This window comes from Actinomadura keratinilytica (assembly GCF_039539665.1).
Taxonomy (GTDB): Bacteria; Actinomycetota; Actinomycetes; order Streptosporangiales; family Streptosporangiaceae; genus Spirillospora; species Spirillospora keratinilytica.
In genome coordinates, this window is sequence record NZ_BAABDO010000002.1 from 76,663 (window position 1) to 93,842 (window position 17,180).

Consider the following 17,180-nt stretch of genomic DNA (forward strand, 5'->3'; position numbering starts at 1 on the left):
GCAGCGCTTTGAATCTGCCGTGCGGACGCGCGGTGGCCGCCGGTCCGCCGTGGGAGGGGACCGAGACCGTCCGCCCACGAAGACGAGGACGGCAGGAAGGAACCGACTATGGACGAGCGTGCGGACACCCGTGACCCGCTGTGGCCGCTGAGCCTGCGGCTGTCCATGCGCGGACTCGTCGTCGAGTGCGGCGCGGACGGGCTTCGTGTCGCGGTCGAGGGCGACCCGGACGCCTGTGACACCATCACGTGCCGCCCCCGGCCCGAGGACGGCGGCAGGCCGTGGTTCTGGACGTCGCGCGGCGAGCCGATCGCCGAGGCCGACGGCGAGCACACCGACGACGCGGCGCTCTACGTGATGATGCACCTCGCCGAGCGGTCGGGCGGCGCGGAGGCCCAGCGGTGACCGCCGGTGAGAACGCCGACCAGGCGCTCTCGGTGCTGCGCGCCCGGTTCCCCGGGGCGCAGGTATGGCGCGGGGAGCACACCGGCAAGCTGTGGGGCCTGGTGCGGGACGCGTCCGGCCGGGTGCACCTGGTGGGGTCCTGCGACCCCGTCGAACTCGGCCGGTGTCTGGAGGCCGCGCGGGCCGGGTGGCCTGCGGTGCCGCGGCCCGTCACTGCGGCGCCGCGTCCGGCGGAGGTGCGCACGCCGGTGTACGGGCGGCGCGAGGCGCCGCGGCCGCCGTGGTGGCGGCGCTTGGCGGGCGCCTTCGTCCAGTTGGACGACGAGGAGTGGTGACCGGCGGGCCGCCCGGATTCCCAGGTCAGAAGTCGTGCAGCAGGCGGGCGGCGGCGATCTCCAGGCGGGCCTGGGACTCCTCGGCGGTGGCGCGGCCGCGCAGCATCTCGATCATCTCCATGGTCCAGACGCTGGTGAGGGCGCGGACGACGACGCGGCGCGGGTCGTCGTCGGGGATGTCGGCGCCCGGGCCCGCGGCGGCGCGCAGCAGGAGGGCGGCGAGGCGGTCGCCGATGTCGGTGCGTACGTCCGACAGCAGCAGGGAGCGGATCAGCGCGTCGGCCAGTTCGGGTTCGCGCATCAGACCGCGGGTGGCGCGCATGAGCACCTCCACCGTGCGGCCGGGCGGGGAGTCGGTGCGCGGCGGGCGGCGTTCGACGCTGCCCTCCAGCAGGTCCAGCTCCTCGCTGACCACGGCCACCACCAGGTCCATCTTGGACGGGAAGTAGCGGTAGAGGGTGCCGAGCGCGACGCCCGCGCGTTCGGCCACGGTGCGCATCTGCATGGCCTCCACGCCGCCGCGCGAGGCCAGTGCGGCGGCGGCCTGCACGATGCGGCGGCGGCGCTGCAGCTGGCTGCGGGAGCGGCCGCCCTGCCGACCCGCACCGGCCGTGCTGTCGTCGGTGGTCGTCGGCTCTGCGGTCACGGTCGCTTCCCTTCCTCGCGGTCCCCTCGCGTCGTGCGGGCCCAGCTTACCTTCCGGCGAGAACGTGTTATCTGAATCCGTTTCGCCGGGCCGTGCGAACCTTCCGCGGGGGTGCCCGGTGGGCGGTGTGAACGGGGTGTCCGGCCGGAACCCTGGACAATAACTAGAATCTGTTCTAGTTTGCGCCGTGTGGTCCGGACGGGCGAAAGGCGGGCGGGCAGGTGACCGTGGCGGCGATGCTGACGGCGCGGGCCGCCGACGACCGGCCCGGCCTGCGCCGCGCCGAGGACGGACGCGCCTGGACCTGGCGGCAGACGGTCGCCGAGTGCGCCGTCCGGGCCGCCTGGCTGTCGGCCGAGCCGCACCCGGCCGGGCGGCCGCTGCACGTGGGCGTGCTGCTGGACAACGTCCCGGAGCTGCTGTTCCTGCTGGGCGGGGCCGCGCTGTCGGGGGCGGTGCTGGTCGCGCTGAACACCACCCGGTCGGCCGCCGAGCTGGCCGGGGACGCGGGCCGCGCCGACTGCGACGTGATCGTCACCGAGTCCGCGCACGCCGCCACGGCCGCCGCCGTGGGTAAGGCGACCGGGCTTCCCGTGCTGGACGCCGATGGCGGGCCCTATGCCGACCGGCTCTCGCGGCACGCCGGTGCGCCCCTGCCCGATGTCACCGGTGTCACCGACACGACGCTGCTCATGCTGATCTTCACGTCGGGCACGTCCGGCCGCCCCCGCGCCGTGCGCGTCACCCACCGCAAGGTCGCCGTCCCCGGCCGCGACCTGGCCGAGCGGCTGCTGACGCCGGACGACGTGGTGTACTGCCCGATGCCGCTGTTCCACTCCGGCGCGGTCATGGCCGCCTACGCGCCCGCGCTGGCCGCCGGGGCCGAGCTGGTGCTGCGCCGCCGGTTCTCGGCGTCCGGGCTGCTGCCGGACGTGCGCGCATACGGTTGCACCTACCTGCACTACGTCGGCAAGGCGCTGTCGTACGCGCTGGCCGTGCCGCCCGCGCCCGACGACGCCGCCAACCCGCTGCGGGTCGCGTTCGGCAACGAGGCGGCCCCGGCCGAGCAGCGCGCGTTCGCCGACCGGTTCGGCTGCCATGTGGTGGACGGCTACGGCTCCACCGAGACCGCGATCGCCTTCACCCCCGACCCGCACGGCCCGCCCGGCGCGCTCGGCCGCCTCGGCGACGGTGTCAAGATCCTCGACCCGGAGACCGGCGCGCAGTGCCCGCCCGCCCGGTTCGACGCGGCCGGACGGCTCGTCAACGGCGACGAGGCCATCGGCGAGCTGGTCGGCACCGGCGGGCTCGGCCTGTTCGACGGCTACTACAACGACGACGCCCCCGACCGGCTGCGCGACGGCATGTTCTGGAGCGGCGATCTCGCCTACGCCGACGCCGACGGCCACGTGTTCTTCGCCGGGCGGACCGCCGACCGGCTGCGCGTGGACGGGGAGAACTTCGGCGCCGTGCAGGTGGAACGCGTTCTCGCCGACCTGCCGGGGCTGCGGGCGGCGGCGGTGTACGGGGTGCCGGACGCCGCGTCCGGCGACCAGGTGATGGCGGCCCTGGTCGCCGACGGCGGGTTCGATCCCGAGGCGTTCGCCGCCTACCTGCGCGGCCGCGCCGACATGAGCCCCAAGTGGGCGCCCCGGTACGTGCGGGTGGCGCGGGAGCTGCCCGCCACCGCGTCCAACAAGATCCTCAAGCGGCGGCTGGCGCGGGAGGGCTGGCGCACCGGCGACCCGGTGTGGTGGCGGCCCGGCCGGGACCTGGCCTACCGCCGGATGACCCCCGGCGACGCGGCCGCCCTGCGCGCCGAGTTCGCCCGGCGCGGCCGCCTCCACCTGCTGGACCCCGAGCCCTCGCCGAAAGGGAGCGACTGACGTGGACTTCGATCTCGACGAGACCCAGCGGGAGCTGCGGGACCTCGCCGCCGACGTGCTCGGACGCGAGGCGTCCCCCGAGCGGCTGGAGGCGTTCGAGAAGAGCGGCGCCCCCTACGACGCGGCCGCCTGGAAGGCGCTCGCGCAGGCCGGGCTGCTGGGCGTGTGCCTGCCCGAGGACGCGGGCGGCGCCGGGCTCGGCCCCGTCGAGATGGCGGTGCTGCTGCGGGAGGCGGGCGCGCACACGGCGCCGGTGCCGCTGTACGCGGCGCTCGCGCTGGCGGCCGTCCCGATCGCGCGGCACGGCACCCCCGCCCAGCGCGCGCTGCTCGAGCCGCTCGGCGAGGGCGGCACGGTGCTGACCGGCGCGTTCCGCGAGCCCGGCCCGTCCGGGACGGTCGCCGCCACCGCCCGCGGCGACGGCGGCGGCTACATGCTGGACGGCGTCAAGACGTTCGTGCCGTACGCGGCGGAGGCGTCGCGCATCCTCGTCCCGGCCCGCCTGGACGGCGGCGACGTCGAGGTGTTCCTGGTGGAGCCGGACGCGGTGGCGCTCACCCCGCAGCCGTCGGCGACCACCGAGCCGCTGTCGCGGGTCGAGCTGGCGGGCGTGCGGGTCGGCGCGGACGCCCTGCTCGGCGGCGGCACCGGCGGCGAGGCATGGCGGACGCTGCGCCGCGCCGCCGTCGCCGGTGCGGTCGCGATCGCCTCCGGCGTCGTCGGCAGCGCGCTGAAGCTGACCACCGACCACGTCAAGACGCGCGAGCAGTTCGGCCGGCCGCTGGCGCAGTTCCAGGCGGTCACCATGCAGGTCGGGGACGTCTACATCGCCAAACGCGCGGTGGACGTGGCCATGTGGGCGGGCGTATGGCGGTTCGCCGAGTCGCTGCCCGACGCCGACGAGGTGCTCGCGGTCGCCGCCTACAACGCCTGCGATCCGGTGCCGCGCGCCCTGTACACCTGCCAGCACCTGCACGGCGGCATCGGCCTGGACGTCACCTACCCGCTGCACCGCCGGTTCGCCTGGGGCAAGCAGGTGTGCCACCTGCTCGGCGGCGCCGACGACCAGCTCGACGCACTCGGCGCGCTCGTCGCCGCCGGGAACTAAAAGGAGCGCCACCCGTGTTCATCGACCTCACCGACGAGCAGAAGAAGCTGCGCGCCGAGCTGCGCGAGTACTTCCGGGGCTGCCTGACCCCCGAGCAGCGCGCCGCGATCGCCGACGACCCGTTCGGCACCGCGTACATGGAGCACTGCCGCAGGCTCGGCCGCGACGGCATGCTCGGCGTGGCGCTGCCAGAGGAGTACGGCGGACGCGGCTACGGCCCGGTCGAGCAGCAGATCTTCGCCAACGAGATCGCCCGCGCCGAGGTCCCGTACCCGATCATCACGCTGAACACGGTGGCGCCGACGCTGCTGCAGTACGGCACCGACGAGCAGAAGCGCACGTTCCTGCCGCGCATCCTGGCGGGGGAGTGCCACTTCGCGATCGGCTACAGCGAGCCGGGCGCGGGCACCGACCTGGCGTCGCTGCGCACCACGGCGGTCCGCGACGGCGACCACTACGTCGTCAACGGGCAGAAGGTCTTCACCTCCGGTGCGCACTACGCCGACTACATCTGGCTGGCGGCGCGCACCGACCCGGGCGCCAAGAAGCACAAGGGCATCTCCATGCTGATCGTGGACTGCCGCGACCCGGGCTTCTCGTGGACGCCGATCGTCACCATGGACGGCCGCCACCACACCAACGCCACCTACTACCAGGACGTGCGCGTCCCGGTCGGGATGCTGGTCGGGGAGGAGAACAAGGGCTGGGACCTGATCGTCAACCAGCTCAACCACGAGCGGGTGACGCTCGGCCCGGCGGGCAACATCGGCCACACCTACGACCGGTTCGTCCGCTGGGCGCGCACCGCCGCCGGGCGCGACGGCAGGCCGCTGATCGAGCATCCGGACGTGCGCCGCGCCGTCGCCCGGGTGCACGCCTACCTGCGCGTCAACGAGCTGCTGAACTGGCAGGTCGCGGCGAACCAGGACCTGGGCTGGCTGGCCGCCCCGGACGCGTCCGCCACCAAGATCTACGGCTCGGAGCGGATGCAGGAGGTCGGCCGGATCGTCGGCGACGTGCTGGCCCGGTTCGGCGACCCCGGCGACCCGGACACCGCCGAGTTCATGCGCGTGCTCGACCACGGCGTCAAGGGCGCGGTGGTGCTGACGTTCGGCGGCGGCGTCAACGAGGTGCAGCGCGAGCTCATCGCGATGCTCGGCCTCGGCCTGCCGCGCGCCCCCCGCTAGGAGGTCCACCGATGACGACGACGCAGCAGGCGGCCAAGCAGGCGGCCGCGGAACCGTCCGTCCACGACCGGCTGACCGAGGCGGCGCGGCGGCTCGCCGCCGCCGGGGAGCGGCCCGGGCAGCCCTGCCCCGACCCCGTCAACGCCGCGATGATCCGCAACTGGACGCAGGCGCTCGGCGACACCGGCGACTGGTCGCGGTTCGCGCCGCCCGCGATGATCCAGGTGTGGTCGATGCCCGGCCTGGTCGCCGACAAGGGCGGGTCGGCGGCCGACGAGGTGCTGGGCATGCTGGACGACCACGGCTACACCGGCGTGGTCGCCACCAACTGCGAGCAGACCTACGACCGGTACGTGCGGGTCGGCGAGCACCTGCGCCCGGCGATGCGGTTCGGCGGCCTGACCGGCCCGAAGCGGACCGCGATGGGCGAGGGCTACTTCGTCACCTGGTACCAGACCTGGTACGACGCCGACGGTCGGCGCGTGGCCGAGATGCTGTTCCGCGTGCTGAAGTTCCGGCCCAGCGGGCGCCGCCGCGCCGGGAACGCGCCCCCGATGAGGCCGGTGACCAGCCCGGACACCGCCTTCTTCTGGGAGGGCGCCAAGGCCGGCGAGCTGCGCATCCAGCGGTGCGCCGACTGCGGCGAGCTGCGCCACCCGCCCGGGCCGATGTGCCCGTCCTGCCATTCGCTCCGACGCGACCACGTGGTGGCGAGCGGACGCGGCCAGGTGCACAGCTACGTGGTGCACCACCATCCGCCCGTGCCCGGCCGGACGCCGCCGTTCGTCGTCGCCGTGGTCGAGCTGGAGGAGGGCGTGCGGGTCGTCGGCAACGTCCTGCGCTGCGACCCGGGCGAGGTGACGGTCGGCATGCCCGTCCGCGTCGCGTTCGAGCACGTCGACGACGAGCTGACGCTGCCGCAGTGGGTCCCCGCCGACGCCCCCGACGACGAACCTCCTCCCGGGCCCGCCGAACCGGCGCTGCTGGAGATCCCGCTGACGCCCACGTTCGTCATCGCCACCGCCCTGGCCACGCGCGACTTCAACCCCGTCCACCACGACACGGCGCTGGCCCGCGCCCAGGGCACCAAGGACATCTTCCTCAACATCCTCACGACCATGGGCCTGGTGCAGCGCGCCGCCCTGGCCGCCGCCCCCGGCGCGACGCTGGGCGGCATCGCCGTACGGCTCGGCGTCCCCGCCTACGCGGGCGACACCCTGCGCCTGTACGCCGAACGCGTGGACGCGACCACGCTCAAGGTGCGCGGCGCGGTGAGCCTCGGCGACCACGTGACCGCGACCGTCAAGCTGAAGGAGGGCGCGTGAGCCTCTCGGGCAGGGCCGCCGTCGTCGGCATCGGCGCGACCGAGTTCTCCAAGGAGTCGGGCCGGTCGGAGCTGCGGCTGGCCGTCGAGGCGTGCCTGGCCGCGATCCGCGACGCCGGGCTGGCGCCGTCCGACGTGGACGGCCTGGTCACCTACACCGCCGACACCAGCTCCGAGATCGCCGTGCAGCGCGAGCTGGGCATCCCCGGGCTGCGGTTCTTCTCCCGGGTCGACTACGGCGGCGGCGCCGCGTGCGGCACGGTCGCGCACGCCGCGATGGCCGTCGCGACCGGGCAGGCCGACGCGGTGGTGTGCTACCGCGCGTTCAACGAGCGCTCCGGGCACCGGTTCGGGCAGGCCGCCCGCTCCGGCCGCGCCGACTCCACGGGGCTGGAGTTCTCCTGGCACCTGCCGTACGGGTTCGCCACCCCGGCGGCGTGGGTGGCCATGCAGGCCCGCCGCTACATGCACGACTACGGCGCGACCGGGGAGGACTTCGGCCGCGTGGCGGTGGCCATGCGGCGCCACGCGGCCACCAACCCCAAGGCGTGGTTCCACGGGCGCCCCATCACGCTGGCGGACCACCAGGCGTCCCGGTGGATCGTGGACCCGCTGCGCCTGCTGGACTGCTGCCAGGAGTCCGACGGCGGCGTGGCGCTCGTGGTGACGTCGGTGGAACGCGCCAGGGACCTGCCGCACCCGCCCGCCGTGGTGGCGGCCGCCGCGCAGGGCACCGGCCCGGACCAGATGATGATGTTCGGCTACTACAGCGGCGACCTGGCGTCGCTGCCCGCCATGGGCCGGGTCGGCGCGGCGCTGTGGCGGCAGTCCGGCCTGGCGCCCGCCGACATCCGGACCGCGATCCTGTACGACCACTTCACGCCGTTCGTCCTGATGCAGTTGGAGGAGCTGGGGTTCTGCGGACGGGGCGAGGCCGCGGACTTCGTCCGGGACGGCGGCATCGAGCTCGGCGGCCGGCTGCCGGTCAACCCCCACGGCGGCCAGCTCGGCGAGGCCTACATCCACGGGATGAACGGCATCGCCGAGGCCGTGCGGCAGATCCGCGGCACCTCGGTGAACCAGGTGGACGGCGTCGAGCACGTGCTGGTGACGGCCGGAACCGGCGTCCCGACGAGCGGACTGGTGCTCGGCGCCCTGCGGTGAGCCGGGCTAGGGCCGCCCGGGCGGGAAGTTCAGCCCCTGCTCCAGGACGGCGAAGGCGTCGTCGACCGCGTCGGACATCCGCTCGTAGCCCATCTCCGGCGAGCGCATCGCCTCGGCGGCGGCGCGGAACGCCGACACCGCGGCGGCCGCGACCACGTGCGGCCGCACGTCCACGGCGGGGTCGGCGCCCATCCGCTCGGCGACCAGCCGGGTCATCTCGGCCTGCTTCTTTTGCGCCAGCTCCAGGCTGCCCGCCATGAGGGTGGCGCTGCCGGCGGTCAGGTCGAGCAGGCAGCGGAAGCGCGCCGGGTCGAACCCCAGCTCGCCGCGCTCGGCCGCGCGGGTGGCGTCGACCGCGATGCGGCGCAGCGCCGTCATGATCGGCTCGTCGGTGTACCGCTCGGCCACCATCCGCATGATGGCGTGGTGCTGCTCCTCCTGGAAGGTCAGCGCCACGTCCTCCTTGGAGGCGAAGTAGCGGAAGAAGGTGCGCGACGACACCTCGACGGCCTCGGCGATCTCGTCGACGGTGGTGGCGTCGAACCCCTTCTCGGCGAACAGCCGGAACGCGGCGTCGACCAGGGCCTGCCGGGTCTGCCGCTTCTTGCGTTCGCGGCGCCCGAGCGGCTCCGGGCGGGCGGGGCGGACCTGCGGACCGGCGGGGCGGGCCTGGGGGGCGGTCGCGGTCATGAGCGAAGTGTGGCATTCCCGCAATGCATCACGCCAGTGGATCTCGTGCCGTGCGGGCATGAACGGGATATGCCGGCCGGCCGTCCGGAAGACGCCTGCGCCGCCGCGCGGCCGTCATAGACTTGGCCGCCGAACGGAGGGGGGCAGAAGCCTTGGGCAAGCACAGCAAACCGCCCACGCGTCCCTGCCCTGGATGCAAGGGGACGGGCACGCACAGGGGCCACACGTGCGGGGTCTGCCGGGGCGAGGGGCGGATATGACCGACTACCCCCCCGACGGGTGCACCTTCGAGGTCACCTACACGCTCGGCAAACGCGGCATGGGGCAGGAGTCCTTCCCCGACGTGTACGCCCTCGGCCGCTGGTTCAAGGAGATGGAGCGGCGCGGCGCGTTCGCGCCCGAGGACTTCCAGACCCCCGACGAGGACGGCCGCAACGGCTACCGGATCGTGTGCGTCACCGACAGCGAACGCGTGCCGATCAGCTACTTCCACCCGCGGCTGGTGATGGGCCGCATCGAGGGCGCCCGCTAGCGCCCGCGCAGGCCGCCGGGGTCAGTCCTCGCTCGGGCTCGGCGCCGGGTTGGACGTCGGCGCGGGGGCGGCCGAGGGGTCGGGCGACGCGGCGGGCGGCGGGCTCGACGGCGACGTCGGGCGCTCGGGCGCGGGGTCGGCGGGCGTCGCGGTCCCCGTCGGCGTCCGCGTGGGCGACGACGCGGTGGGGGTCGGTGCGCCCGGCGACGTCGATCCCGGAGCGGCCGGCCTGCCGGTCGCGCGGCGCTTCTCGCCGGGTGCGGCCGACGAGCCGCCTCCGCCGGACGGCGTGCCGCCGCCCCGGCCCGGGGGCGCGCCGGACGCGCCGGTGCCCGCCCACGACGGTGCCGCCGGTCGGCTGCTCTGGGTCAGCGGGCCGGTGCTCAGGCCGCCGGAGCGCGCGGCGTCGGACGCGCCGCCGGAGGAGCCGTCCGACGGGCGGGCCGAGCCTGCCTCCGCGCGGTCGCTGCCCGACGTCGGCACCAGCTTGGCCGAGCCGCCGCCCTTGCCCACCGGCCACGAGATCAGCATGCCCACCGCCGCGGCGGCGGCCGCGGCCAGGCTCGCGGCGGCGCCGACCTTCCTGGCCTTCTTCCTCGCCTTGGAGCGGCCGGCGTCCGGGGACGTGGGCTCGGGCCCGGCCGCGCCGCCGATGACGACCAGCGGACCGCCCGCGGTGACGGTGGGCAGCGTCCGCCGCGCCTCGACCTCGCACGCCGCCAGCACGCGTTCGCGCAGCTCGCGCGGCGGCCGGTCCGGTACGCGGCGGGCCAGCAGCCGGGGCAGCCCGCCCTTCTCGAACGCGCCGATCAGCTCCAGGTGCGCCGGGGTGTGCGCGGGGGCGCGCATGAGCGCGTCGAGGACGGCGCGTTCCAGCCGGGTGCGGGCGGCGTGCAGCAGCCCGCGCGCGGTGTCGGGGGCGACGCCCACCACCCGGGCGATGTCGTCGATCTCCAGCCACCCGCCGGCCCACAGCAGCAGCACCTCGCGGTGGTCGGCGCGCAGACCGGCGGCGGCGCGCAGCAGCGGGTCGCCCGGCGAGGCGGGCCGCGCGGACGCCGGGCGGCTCCGGAAGGCGCCGTCCGGCAGGCCGTCCAGGGCGCCGAGCTCCATGCAGGCCGAGCGGGCCAGCGCGTACAGCCACAGCACCGTGTCGCCGCGCGGCGGGTGGCGCACCGTCGCGACGAACGTGCTGGTGACGGCGTCCGCCGCCGCGCGGTCGCCCACCAGCGACCAGCAGTAGGCGTAGAGCCGGGCGGCGTGCGCGTCGTAGAGGGCTCCCGGGTCCGCGCGCATCATTCCTCCGTCGTGACCTGGGCCGGCACCCCCAGGTGGGACAAAACGGTGGGAAACGGGACTCTAGTGCAATCCGCGACGGGGTGGGTAGTTGGGATTGTTTCCCTAACTTTTCTGAAGATTGCTGGATATGTGATCCGGTTCACCGGGGAAGGCTTGGAGACCGTCGCCGAAGACCGTCTCGACCCCCGGGGGTGCCCGTGGCCGGCCTGACCGTGGACGAGGTCCACCAGTACATACGCGGCGTCTGCTTCAAGAAGGGGCCGCCCGGCACGGTCGGCGCGGAGACCGAGTGGCTGGTGCTCGACCGCGCCGCGCCCGGCGCGCCGGTGCCGCCCGCCCGGCTGCGCGCCCTGCTGGACCGGTCCGGCCCGCCGCCGCGCGGCAGCAGCATCACCTACGAGCCGGGCGGGCAGCTGGAGCTCAGCTCGGCGCCGTTCCCCGGGCTCGGCCCCGCGCACCGCGGCCTGGCCGCCGACATCGCGCACGTCCGCGGCGCGCTCGCACCCGCCGGGCTCGTCCTGGCCGGGCACGGCATCGACCCGGTGCGCCGCCCGGTGTTCCAGGCCGAGCACCCCCGCTACCAGTGCATGCGCAGCTACTTCGACCGCCGCGGCTTCACCGACGCGGGCATGACGATGATGTGCACGTCCGCATCCGTCCAGGTGAGCCTTGACATCGGCGCGGACACCGCCGGTGCGGCGCGGCGGTGGCGGCTGGCGCACGCGCTCGGCCCGGTCCTCGTCGCCGCGTTCGCCAACTCCCCGGTGCGCAACGGCCGCCGCACCGGCCTGCGCTCCACCCGGCAGGCCGTCTGGACCGCACTGGACCCGTGCCGCACCCAGCCCGTCCTGCGGCCCGGCGCCGACGCCGACCCCGCCGACGCGTGGGCCCGGTACGCGCTGGACGCCCGCGTCATGGTGGTGCGCACCGCCGCCGGGGACTGGGTGGCCGACCCCGGCATGACCTTCCGCGAGTGGGTGGCCGAGGGGGAGCCGCAGCTCGACGACCTCGTCTACCACCTGTCCACGCTGTTCCCGCCGGTCCGGCCGCGCGGCTGGCTGGAACTGCGCATGATCGACGCGCTGCCCGGGGAGTACTGGGCGGTCCCGGTCGCCGTCGCCACCGCCCTGCTGGACGACCCGCGCGCCTCCGCCGCCGCCGAGGCCGCCGTCGAACCGGTCGCCGACCGGTGGGACACCGCCGCCCGCGACGCGCTCGCGGACCCGGCCCTGGCCAGGGCCGCGCGCACCTGCTTCCACGCCGCGCTGGACGCCCTGCCCCGGCTCGGCGCCCGCCACCTTGTCCCGCTCGTGGAGGAGTACACCGCACGCTACGTCGACCGCGGCCGGTGCCCCGCCGACGACGTCACCGGCCCCTTTCGCCCGCCCCTGCGCCCCGGCGCACCGACCCGTGAAGGAACCCGTCATGCCTCCGCTGAGCTCGCTTGACGAACACGCCCTCAAGGAACTCATCGCCGCCGAGCTGGAATCGGCGCGCGACCGCAGCCTGGGCCTGACCACCGAGGCGCTCGACGAGCCCGAGCTGACCGCCCAGGTGTCCCCGCTGATGTCCCCCCTGGTCTGGGACCTGGCGCACGTCGGCAACTACGAGGAGCAGTGGCTGCTGCGCGCCGCCGCCGGCGTCGAGGCCATGCGCCCCGAGATCGACGACCTGTACAACGCGTTCGAGCACCCCCGCGCGGAACGCCCCAGCCTTCCGCTGCTGCCCCCCGAGGAGGCCCGCGAGTACATCGCCACCGTGCGCGCCAAGGTGCTCGACTCGCTGGACGCGGTGCGCTTCGACGGTTCCGGGCCGCTGACCGCGAAAGGGTTCGTCTACGGCATGGTCGTGCAGCACGAGCACCAGCACGACGAGACCATGCTGGCCACGCACCAGCTGCGCAAGGGCGCCCCCGCCCTGCTCGACCCGCCGCAGGCACCGGCCCCCGCCCGTGACACCGCGCCCGCGGACGAGGTCCTCATCGAGGCGGGCCCGTTCGAGATGGGCACCTCGGACGACCCCTGGGCCTACGACAACGAACGCCCCGGACACATCGTGGACCTGCCCGCCTACTACATCGACACCGAGCCCGTCAGCAACGCCGCCTACCTCGCCTTCATGGAGGCCGGTGGCTATGACGACGCCCGGTGGTGGCACCCCAAGGGCTGGGAGTGGCGCTGTACCACGGGCAAGCGCGCCCCCGCGTTCTGGACCCGCGAGGACGGCCGGTGGCTGCGCCGCCGCTTCGGCAAGGTGGAACCGGTGCCCATGGACGAGCCCGTCCAGCACGTGTGCTGGTACGAGGCCGACGCCTACGCCAGGTGGGCGGGCAAGCGGCTGCCCACCGAGGCCGAGTGGGAGAAGGCCGCCCGCTGGGACCCCGGCGCCGGCCGCTCCCGCCGCTACCCCTGGGGCGACGTGTACGAGGAGGGCCGCGCCAACCTGGGGCAGCGCATGCTGCGCCCGTCCCCCGCGGGGTCCTTCCCGTCCGGGGCGTCCGCGTACGGGGTGCGGCGGATGCTGGGGGACGTGTGGGAGTGGACCTCCACCGACTTCCACGGCTACCCCGGCTTCCGGTGGTTCCCCTACAAGGAGTACTCCGAGGTGTTCTTCGGCCACGACTACAAGGTGCTGCGCGGAGGCTCCTGGGCCACCCACCCCCTCGCCGTGCGCGGCACGTTCCGCAACTGGGACTTCCCCATCCGCCGCCAGATCTTCACCGGGTTCCGCCTGGCCCGCGACGCGGAGAACGCCTGATGTGCCGGCACGTGGGCTACCTCGGGACGCCGGTGACGCTGCACTCGCTGATGTACGAGGGGGAGCACTCGCTGGAACGCCAGTCGTACGCCCCGCGCATGACCCGGGGGAACCTGCTGAACGCCGACGGGTTCGGCGTGGGCTGGTACCACGCGGGGCAGGCGGTCCGGTTCCGCCGGGCGCAGCCCATATGGACCGACCAGTCCTTCCGGGAGGTCGCCCGCGTCGTGACGTCGGGATGCGCGGTCGCCGCCATCAGGTCGGCCACCGTCGGCTTCCCCGTGGACGAGAGCGGCGCCCAGCCGTTCCGCGACGGCCCCCGCCTGTTCAGCCACAACGGCGTGGTGGAGGGGTTCGCGGGAGTCGAGGCCAAGCTGCGGGAACTGGCCGGCGACCTGTCCCCGGTGCCCGACGCGCGCGCCGCCGTCGACTCGGCCCTGCTGTTCGCCATCGCCGCCCGCCACTGGCGCGACGGCGCGTCCCTGGCCGAGGGCCTGGCCGCCGTGGTGCGCACCGTCACCGCCCTCGCCCCCGGCCGCTACAACCTGCTCGCCGCCGACGGCACCGCGCTCGCCGCCACCACCTGGGGCGACTGCCTGCACGTCCGGGCCAGTCCCGAGGCGGTGACGCTGTCGTCCGAACCCCTCGACGGGTCCGGATGGCAGGCCGTGCCCGACCGATCGCTGGTGACCGCCGACCTCGGCTCCGGGGTCCGCGTCACCCCCCTGTGAAGGGAGCCGCCCGTGGACCGGTACCTGACCGCCGACGACCTGGCCAAGACGCTGCGCCGCGACGTGCACGACGGGCTGACCGCGACCCCGAAATCGCTGCCGCCCAAGTGGTTCTACGACGAGCGCGGCAGCGCGCTGTTCGAGGAGATCACCCGGCTGGAGGAGTACTACCCGACCCGGCGGGAGCGGGAGATCCTCACCGCGCGGGCGCCCGCCATCGCCGCCGCCACCGGCGCCGAGACGCTGCTGGAGCTGGGCGCCGGATCGGGGGAGAAGACCCGGCTGCTGCTGGCGGCGCTGGACGGCACGCTGCGCTCCTACGTGCCGGTGGACGTCAGCGGCGACTTCCTCGCCGAGGCCGCCGGGCAGATCGCCGCCGACCACCCCGGCCTGGCGGTGCGCCCCGTCGTCGCCGACTACGAGCAGCACCTGCACCTGCTGCCCGGCGGGCGGCGCCGCCTGATCGCCTTCCTCGGCGGGACGATCGGCAACATGCCGCCCGGCGCCCGCGTCGGCTTCCTCGGCGGCCTGCGCGCGGGCATGGCCGACGGGGACGCGCTGCTGCTGGGCGCCGACCTGGTCAAGGACGAGCGCCGCCTGGTGCGCGCCTACGACGACGCGGCCGGGGTCACCGCCGAGTTCAACCGCAACGTGCTGCACGTCGTCAACCGGGAGCTGGACGCCGACTTCGACCCCGCCGCCTTCGAGCACGTCGCGCTGTGGGACGCCGAGCGGGAGTGGATCGAGATGCGGCTGCGCTCGGCCCGCGACCAGGACGTCCGGATCGGCGGGCTGGACCTGGCGGTGTCGTTCGCGGCGGGCGAGGAGATGCGCACCGAGATCTCCGCCAAGTTCCGCCGGGAGCGCCTGGAGGACGAACTGCGCGCCGCCGGCCTGGCCCTCGCCGAGTTCTGGACCGACCCGGCGGGCGACTTCTCGCTCTCCCTGGCCCGACCCGTCTGACCGCCGCCCGCCGCCTTAGGCCCGCCCGCACCGGGCGGGCGGGGCGGCGCGCGTCGTCAGGCGGTCGCGCGGGAGGGGTTGGCCAGGCGCAGGCGGCGCAGGTCCTGCACCAGGCGCGCGGCGATGTAGCGGTGGCCCTCCGGGGTCGGGTGCACCCCGTCCTTCTTGATGAAGACCGCCGCGTTGCCGGTGCCCTCGGCGCGGTTGCCGGTGATCCACCGCTCGGCGATCGGGTCGATGAACGGCACGTTCATCTGCTGGGCGACCGTGCGCAGCTGATCGCGCACGGCCAGCGCGGCCGCCGGGGGCGAGTCGTTGCCCCACAGCGGGCCGATCAGCACGATGCGGGTGCCGGGCCAGCGCTGCCGCGCCCGGGTCAGCAGATCGCGGGCGGGCGGGCCGACCTGCACGTTCGGGACGCGCGCGTCGTTGTGCCCGCCGGAGATGATCAGCAGGTCGGGGGCCGGGCGCCAGCCGAGCTGGCTTTCGAACATCACCCCGAACGGGGTGCGGGCGGAGCTGCCCTGCACGAATCCGGTGCCGGCGCGGCCGCCGACGATCACCTGCCAGCCGAGCAGCCGCGCGGCCGCCGAGGCGTAGGCGTTCTCGACGAGGCTGCCGCGTTCGCCCACCGTGTAGCTGTCGCCGAGGAACATGACCACCGGCGCGCGCGGCACGGCCGACGCCGACGCCGCCGACCCGGCCGTGGCGGCGGCGTTCGAGCGGCTCGGCTCGGAGAACGCGCCACAGCCCGTCGCCAGCAGGGAGCCGAGGCACAGCGTGGCGATCGCCGCGCCGCGGCGGGCGCGGCGAGATGTCATGAAGTGACCACCATTTCTCCGGGGACGCACCGAATACTACTGAGGAGCGGGCCTCCGGAGGGGCGGTCTTACCCGACACGTGGCGTTCACCGGCGGCTCATTTGGCCGATGCGGGGGTGCCACCCGCCGCCGCCAGCCTTCCCCGTCGTGAATCGACGCGACCGGCTGCGGGAACTGGATCTGCTGCGCTTCGCCGCGGCCATGGCGGTGGTGCTGTACCACTTCACCGGCTTCGGCGGCTCGGGCCCCTGGCCGGAGCCCGCCCGGGAGGTGTTCCCCGGCCTGGGCGAGGTCACCCGGTACGGCTATCTCGGCGTCGACCTCTTCTTCATGATCAGCGGGTTCGTCATCCTGATGAGCGCGTGGGACCGCGGTCCGGGCGAGTTCGGCATCTCCCGGGTGACCCGGCTGATGCCCGCCTACTGGGCCAGCGTGCTGCTCGGCGCGGCCGTCTACCTGGTGTTCGGCCTCGGCAAGGGCGTGCCGGGGCTGGTGGTGCCGAACCTGACCATGCTGCAGGCCGGCCTGGGCCTGCGGAACGTGGACGCGGTCTACTGGACGCTCTGGATCGAGCTGCACTTCTACTTCCTGGTGGCGCTGCTGGCCGCCCGGGGCATCACCTACCGGTCCTGCCTGGCGTTCATGGCCGCCTGGCTGCTGCTCGGGGTGTTCGCCGACGAGGCGGAGAACAAGTTCCTGCAGGTCATGCTGGTTCCGACGTGGAGCCCGTACTTCATCGCGGGCATGGCGCTGTACCTGGTCCACCGGTTCGGGCCGACGCTGCTGCTGTGGGGGTACGTGGCGGCGGCGTGGCTGCTGGCGACGCACTGGGCCGCCTGGCGCACCGACGTGGCGTTCCAGGGCGCCGACGAGACGGCGGCGGCCGCCGCCGTCGCCGGGATCTTCCTCGTCATGATCCTGGTGGCCACCGGGCGGCTGGCGTGGCTGCGCTGGCGCGGGCTGACCGTGCTGGGCGCCCTGACCTACCCGCTGTACCTGACGCACTCGCAGATCGCGCTGCCGCTGCTGGACCGCGCCTACCCGGCCCTGGACCGCTGGACGGCCCTGGCGCTGGTCACGGCGGTGTCGCTGCTGGCCGCCTACGCGATGTACCGGCTGGTGGAGCGTCCGGGGCAGGCGTGGCTGCGGCGGCGGCTGCGCGACTCGCTGGCCGCGCTGCGCTCGGCGCCGGAGCGGGAGCGGCCGGCGAAGAGGGCGGACGGGGCGCCGCCCGCCGTTCCCGCGCCGCGCCCGGCCGCCGCCGAGCTGGTCGGCACCGCCGGGCGGCCCGGCGGCGCGGGCTGACCGGGGCGCTGTGACGTTCGCGGGGTG

17 protein-coding genes are annotated in these 17,180 nt (G+C 74.9%); 13 read left to right on the forward strand and 4 right to left on the reverse strand.

Features of this window, described 5'->3' with window-relative positions:
- Positions 1-108: 108 nt before the first annotated feature.
- Positions 109-405 carry a hypothetical protein gene (locus ABD879_RS01070; RefSeq protein ID WP_345016440.1) on the forward strand — a complete coding sequence of 99 codons (297 nt, stop codon included), beginning with the start codon at positions 109-111 and terminating at the stop codon, positions 403-405.
- Positions 402-740, forward strand: a complete 339-nt coding sequence (locus ABD879_RS01075; protein WP_345016441.1) for a hypothetical protein — start codon at positions 402-404, stop codon at positions 738-740. The genes ABD879_RS01070 and ABD879_RS01075 overlap by 4 nt, the downstream gene beginning before the upstream one ends.
- A gap of 25 nt (positions 741-765) precedes the next feature.
- Here the strand turns inward: ABD879_RS01075 and ABD879_RS01080 are convergent, their stop codons facing one another.
- The gene (locus tag ABD879_RS01080; protein ID WP_285496683.1) at positions 766-1,386 is read right to left on the reverse strand and encodes a TetR family transcriptional regulator; all 621 of its coding nucleotides are present in this window, start codon (positions 1,384-1,386) and stop codon (positions 766-768) included.
- Between the two features lie 221 nt (positions 1,387-1,607).
- On the opposite strand from ABD879_RS01080, the gene ABD879_RS01085 reads away from it, so the two are divergent.
- From ABD879_RS01085 to ABD879_RS01105, 5 genes are read left to right on the forward strand one after another with little or no spacing between them, the layout of a single operon-like run.
- Positions 1,608-3,272 carry an AMP-binding protein gene (locus ABD879_RS01085; RefSeq protein ID WP_345016442.1) on the forward strand — a complete coding sequence of 555 codons (1,665 nt, stop codon included), beginning with the start codon at positions 1,608-1,610 and terminating at the stop codon, positions 3,270-3,272.
- 1 nt (position 3,273) lies between these two features.
- Positions 3,274-4,380 carry an acyl-CoA dehydrogenase family protein gene (locus tag ABD879_RS01090; protein ID WP_345016443.1) on the forward strand — a complete coding sequence of 369 codons (1,107 nt, stop codon included), beginning with the start codon at positions 3,274-3,276 and terminating at the stop codon, positions 4,378-4,380.
- 14 nt (positions 4,381-4,394) lie between these two features.
- Positions 4,395-5,567, forward strand: coding sequence for an acyl-CoA dehydrogenase family protein (locus tag ABD879_RS01095; RefSeq protein ID WP_345016444.1), 1,173 nt, complete (start codon positions 4,395-4,397; stop codon positions 5,565-5,567).
- An 11-nt stretch (positions 5,568-5,578) separates the two neighbouring features.
- Positions 5,579-6,892, forward strand: coding sequence for an OB-fold domain-containing protein (locus ABD879_RS01100; RefSeq protein ID WP_345016445.1), 1,314 nt, complete (start codon positions 5,579-5,581; stop codon positions 6,890-6,892).
- Entirely contained in the window at positions 6,889-8,055 is a 1,167-nt protein-coding gene (locus ABD879_RS01105) for a lipid-transfer protein (RefSeq protein WP_345016447.1), read from the forward strand. Before ABD879_RS01100 ends, ABD879_RS01105 begins: the two co-directional genes overlap by 4 nt.
- A gap of 6 nt (positions 8,056-8,061) precedes the next feature.
- Here the strand turns inward: ABD879_RS01105 and ABD879_RS01110 are convergent, their stop codons facing one another.
- Complete coding sequence (locus ABD879_RS01110; protein WP_345016449.1) at positions 8,062-8,745, reverse strand: TetR family transcriptional regulator; 684 nt, start codon at positions 8,743-8,745, stop codon at positions 8,062-8,064.
- A gap of 256 nt (positions 8,746-9,001) precedes the next feature.
- On the opposite strand from ABD879_RS01110, the gene ABD879_RS01115 reads away from it, so the two are divergent.
- Complete coding sequence (locus ABD879_RS01115) at positions 9,002-9,277, forward strand: hypothetical protein (protein ID WP_285496675.1); 276 nt, start codon at positions 9,002-9,004, stop codon at positions 9,275-9,277.
- A 21-nt stretch (positions 9,278-9,298) separates the two neighbouring features.
- Here the strand turns inward: ABD879_RS01115 and ABD879_RS01120 are convergent, their stop codons facing one another.
- Positions 9,299-10,573, reverse strand: coding sequence for an RNA polymerase sigma factor (locus ABD879_RS01120; protein ID WP_345016452.1), 1,275 nt, complete (start codon positions 10,571-10,573; stop codon positions 9,299-9,301).
- Positions 10,574-10,773: 200 nt separating this feature from the next.
- Here ABD879_RS01120 and egtA point away from each other — a divergent pair, with 200 nt between their 5' ends.
- From egtA to egtD, 4 genes are read left to right on the forward strand one after another with little or no spacing between them, the layout of a single operon-like run.
- Complete coding sequence (gene egtA / locus ABD879_RS01125) at positions 10,774-12,024, forward strand: ergothioneine biosynthesis glutamate--cysteine ligase EgtA (protein WP_345016454.1); 1,251 nt, start codon at positions 10,774-10,776, stop codon at positions 12,022-12,024.
- Positions 12,002-13,333 (forward strand): ergothioneine biosynthesis protein EgtB, encoded by a 1,332-nt coding sequence (gene egtB / locus ABD879_RS01130; RefSeq protein ID WP_345016456.1) that lies wholly within the window; start codon positions 12,002-12,004, stop codon positions 13,331-13,333. The genes egtA and egtB overlap by 23 nt, the downstream gene beginning before the upstream one ends.
- The gene (gene egtC / locus ABD879_RS01135; protein ID WP_345016458.1) at positions 13,333-14,064 is read left to right on the forward strand and encodes an ergothioneine biosynthesis protein EgtC; all 732 of its coding nucleotides are present in this window, start codon (positions 13,333-13,335) and stop codon (positions 14,062-14,064) included. The genes egtB and egtC overlap by 1 nt, the downstream gene beginning before the upstream one ends.
- Positions 14,065-14,076: 12 nt before the next feature.
- Positions 14,077-15,027, forward strand: a complete 951-nt coding sequence (gene egtD / locus ABD879_RS01140) for an L-histidine N(alpha)-methyltransferase (protein ID WP_345016460.1) — start codon at positions 14,077-14,079, stop codon at positions 15,025-15,027.
- Between the two features lie 56 nt (positions 15,028-15,083).
- On the opposite strand, the gene ABD879_RS01145 is transcribed toward egtD, so the two are convergent.
- Entirely contained in the window at positions 15,084-15,848 is a 765-nt protein-coding gene (locus ABD879_RS01145; RefSeq protein WP_345016462.1) for an SGNH/GDSL hydrolase family protein, read from the reverse strand.
- A gap of 147 nt (positions 15,849-15,995) precedes the next feature.
- Between ABD879_RS01145 and ABD879_RS01150 the strand changes: the two genes are divergently transcribed.
- Positions 15,996-17,153 carry an acyltransferase family protein gene (locus ABD879_RS01150; RefSeq protein WP_345016464.1) on the forward strand — a complete coding sequence of 386 codons (1,158 nt, stop codon included), beginning with the start codon at positions 15,996-15,998 and terminating at the stop codon, positions 17,151-17,153.
- Positions 17,154-17,180: the final 27 nt, after the last annotated feature.

Coding starts and splice junctions, on each gene's coding strand:
- ABD879_RS01070 (WP_345016440.1), top strand. CDS start 109: ATGGACGAGCGTGCGGACACCCGTGACCCGCTGTGGCCGCTGAGCCTG.
- ABD879_RS01100 (WP_345016445.1), top strand. CDS start 5,579: ATGACGACGACGCAGCAGGCGGCCAAGCAGGCGGCCGCGGAACCGTCC.
- ABD879_RS01110 (WP_345016449.1), bottom strand. CDS start 8,745: ATGACCGCGACCGCCCCCCAGGCCCGCCCCGCCGGTCCGCAGGTCCGC.
- ABD879_RS01115 (WP_285496675.1), top strand. CDS start 9,002: ATGACCGACTACCCCCCCGACGGGTGCACCTTCGAGGTCACCTACACG.
- ABD879_RS01120 (WP_345016452.1), bottom strand. CDS start 10,573: ATGCGCGCGGACCCGGGAGCCCTCTACGACGCGCACGCCGCCCGGCTC.
- egtB (WP_345016456.1), top strand. CDS start 12,002: ATGCCTCCGCTGAGCTCGCTTGACGAACACGCCCTCAAGGAACTCATC.
- egtC (WP_345016458.1), top strand. CDS start 13,333: ATGTGCCGGCACGTGGGCTACCTCGGGACGCCGGTGACGCTGCACTCG.
- ABD879_RS01145 (WP_345016462.1), bottom strand. CDS start 15,848: ATGACATCTCGCCGCGCCCGCCGCGGCGCGGCGATCGCCACGCTGTGC.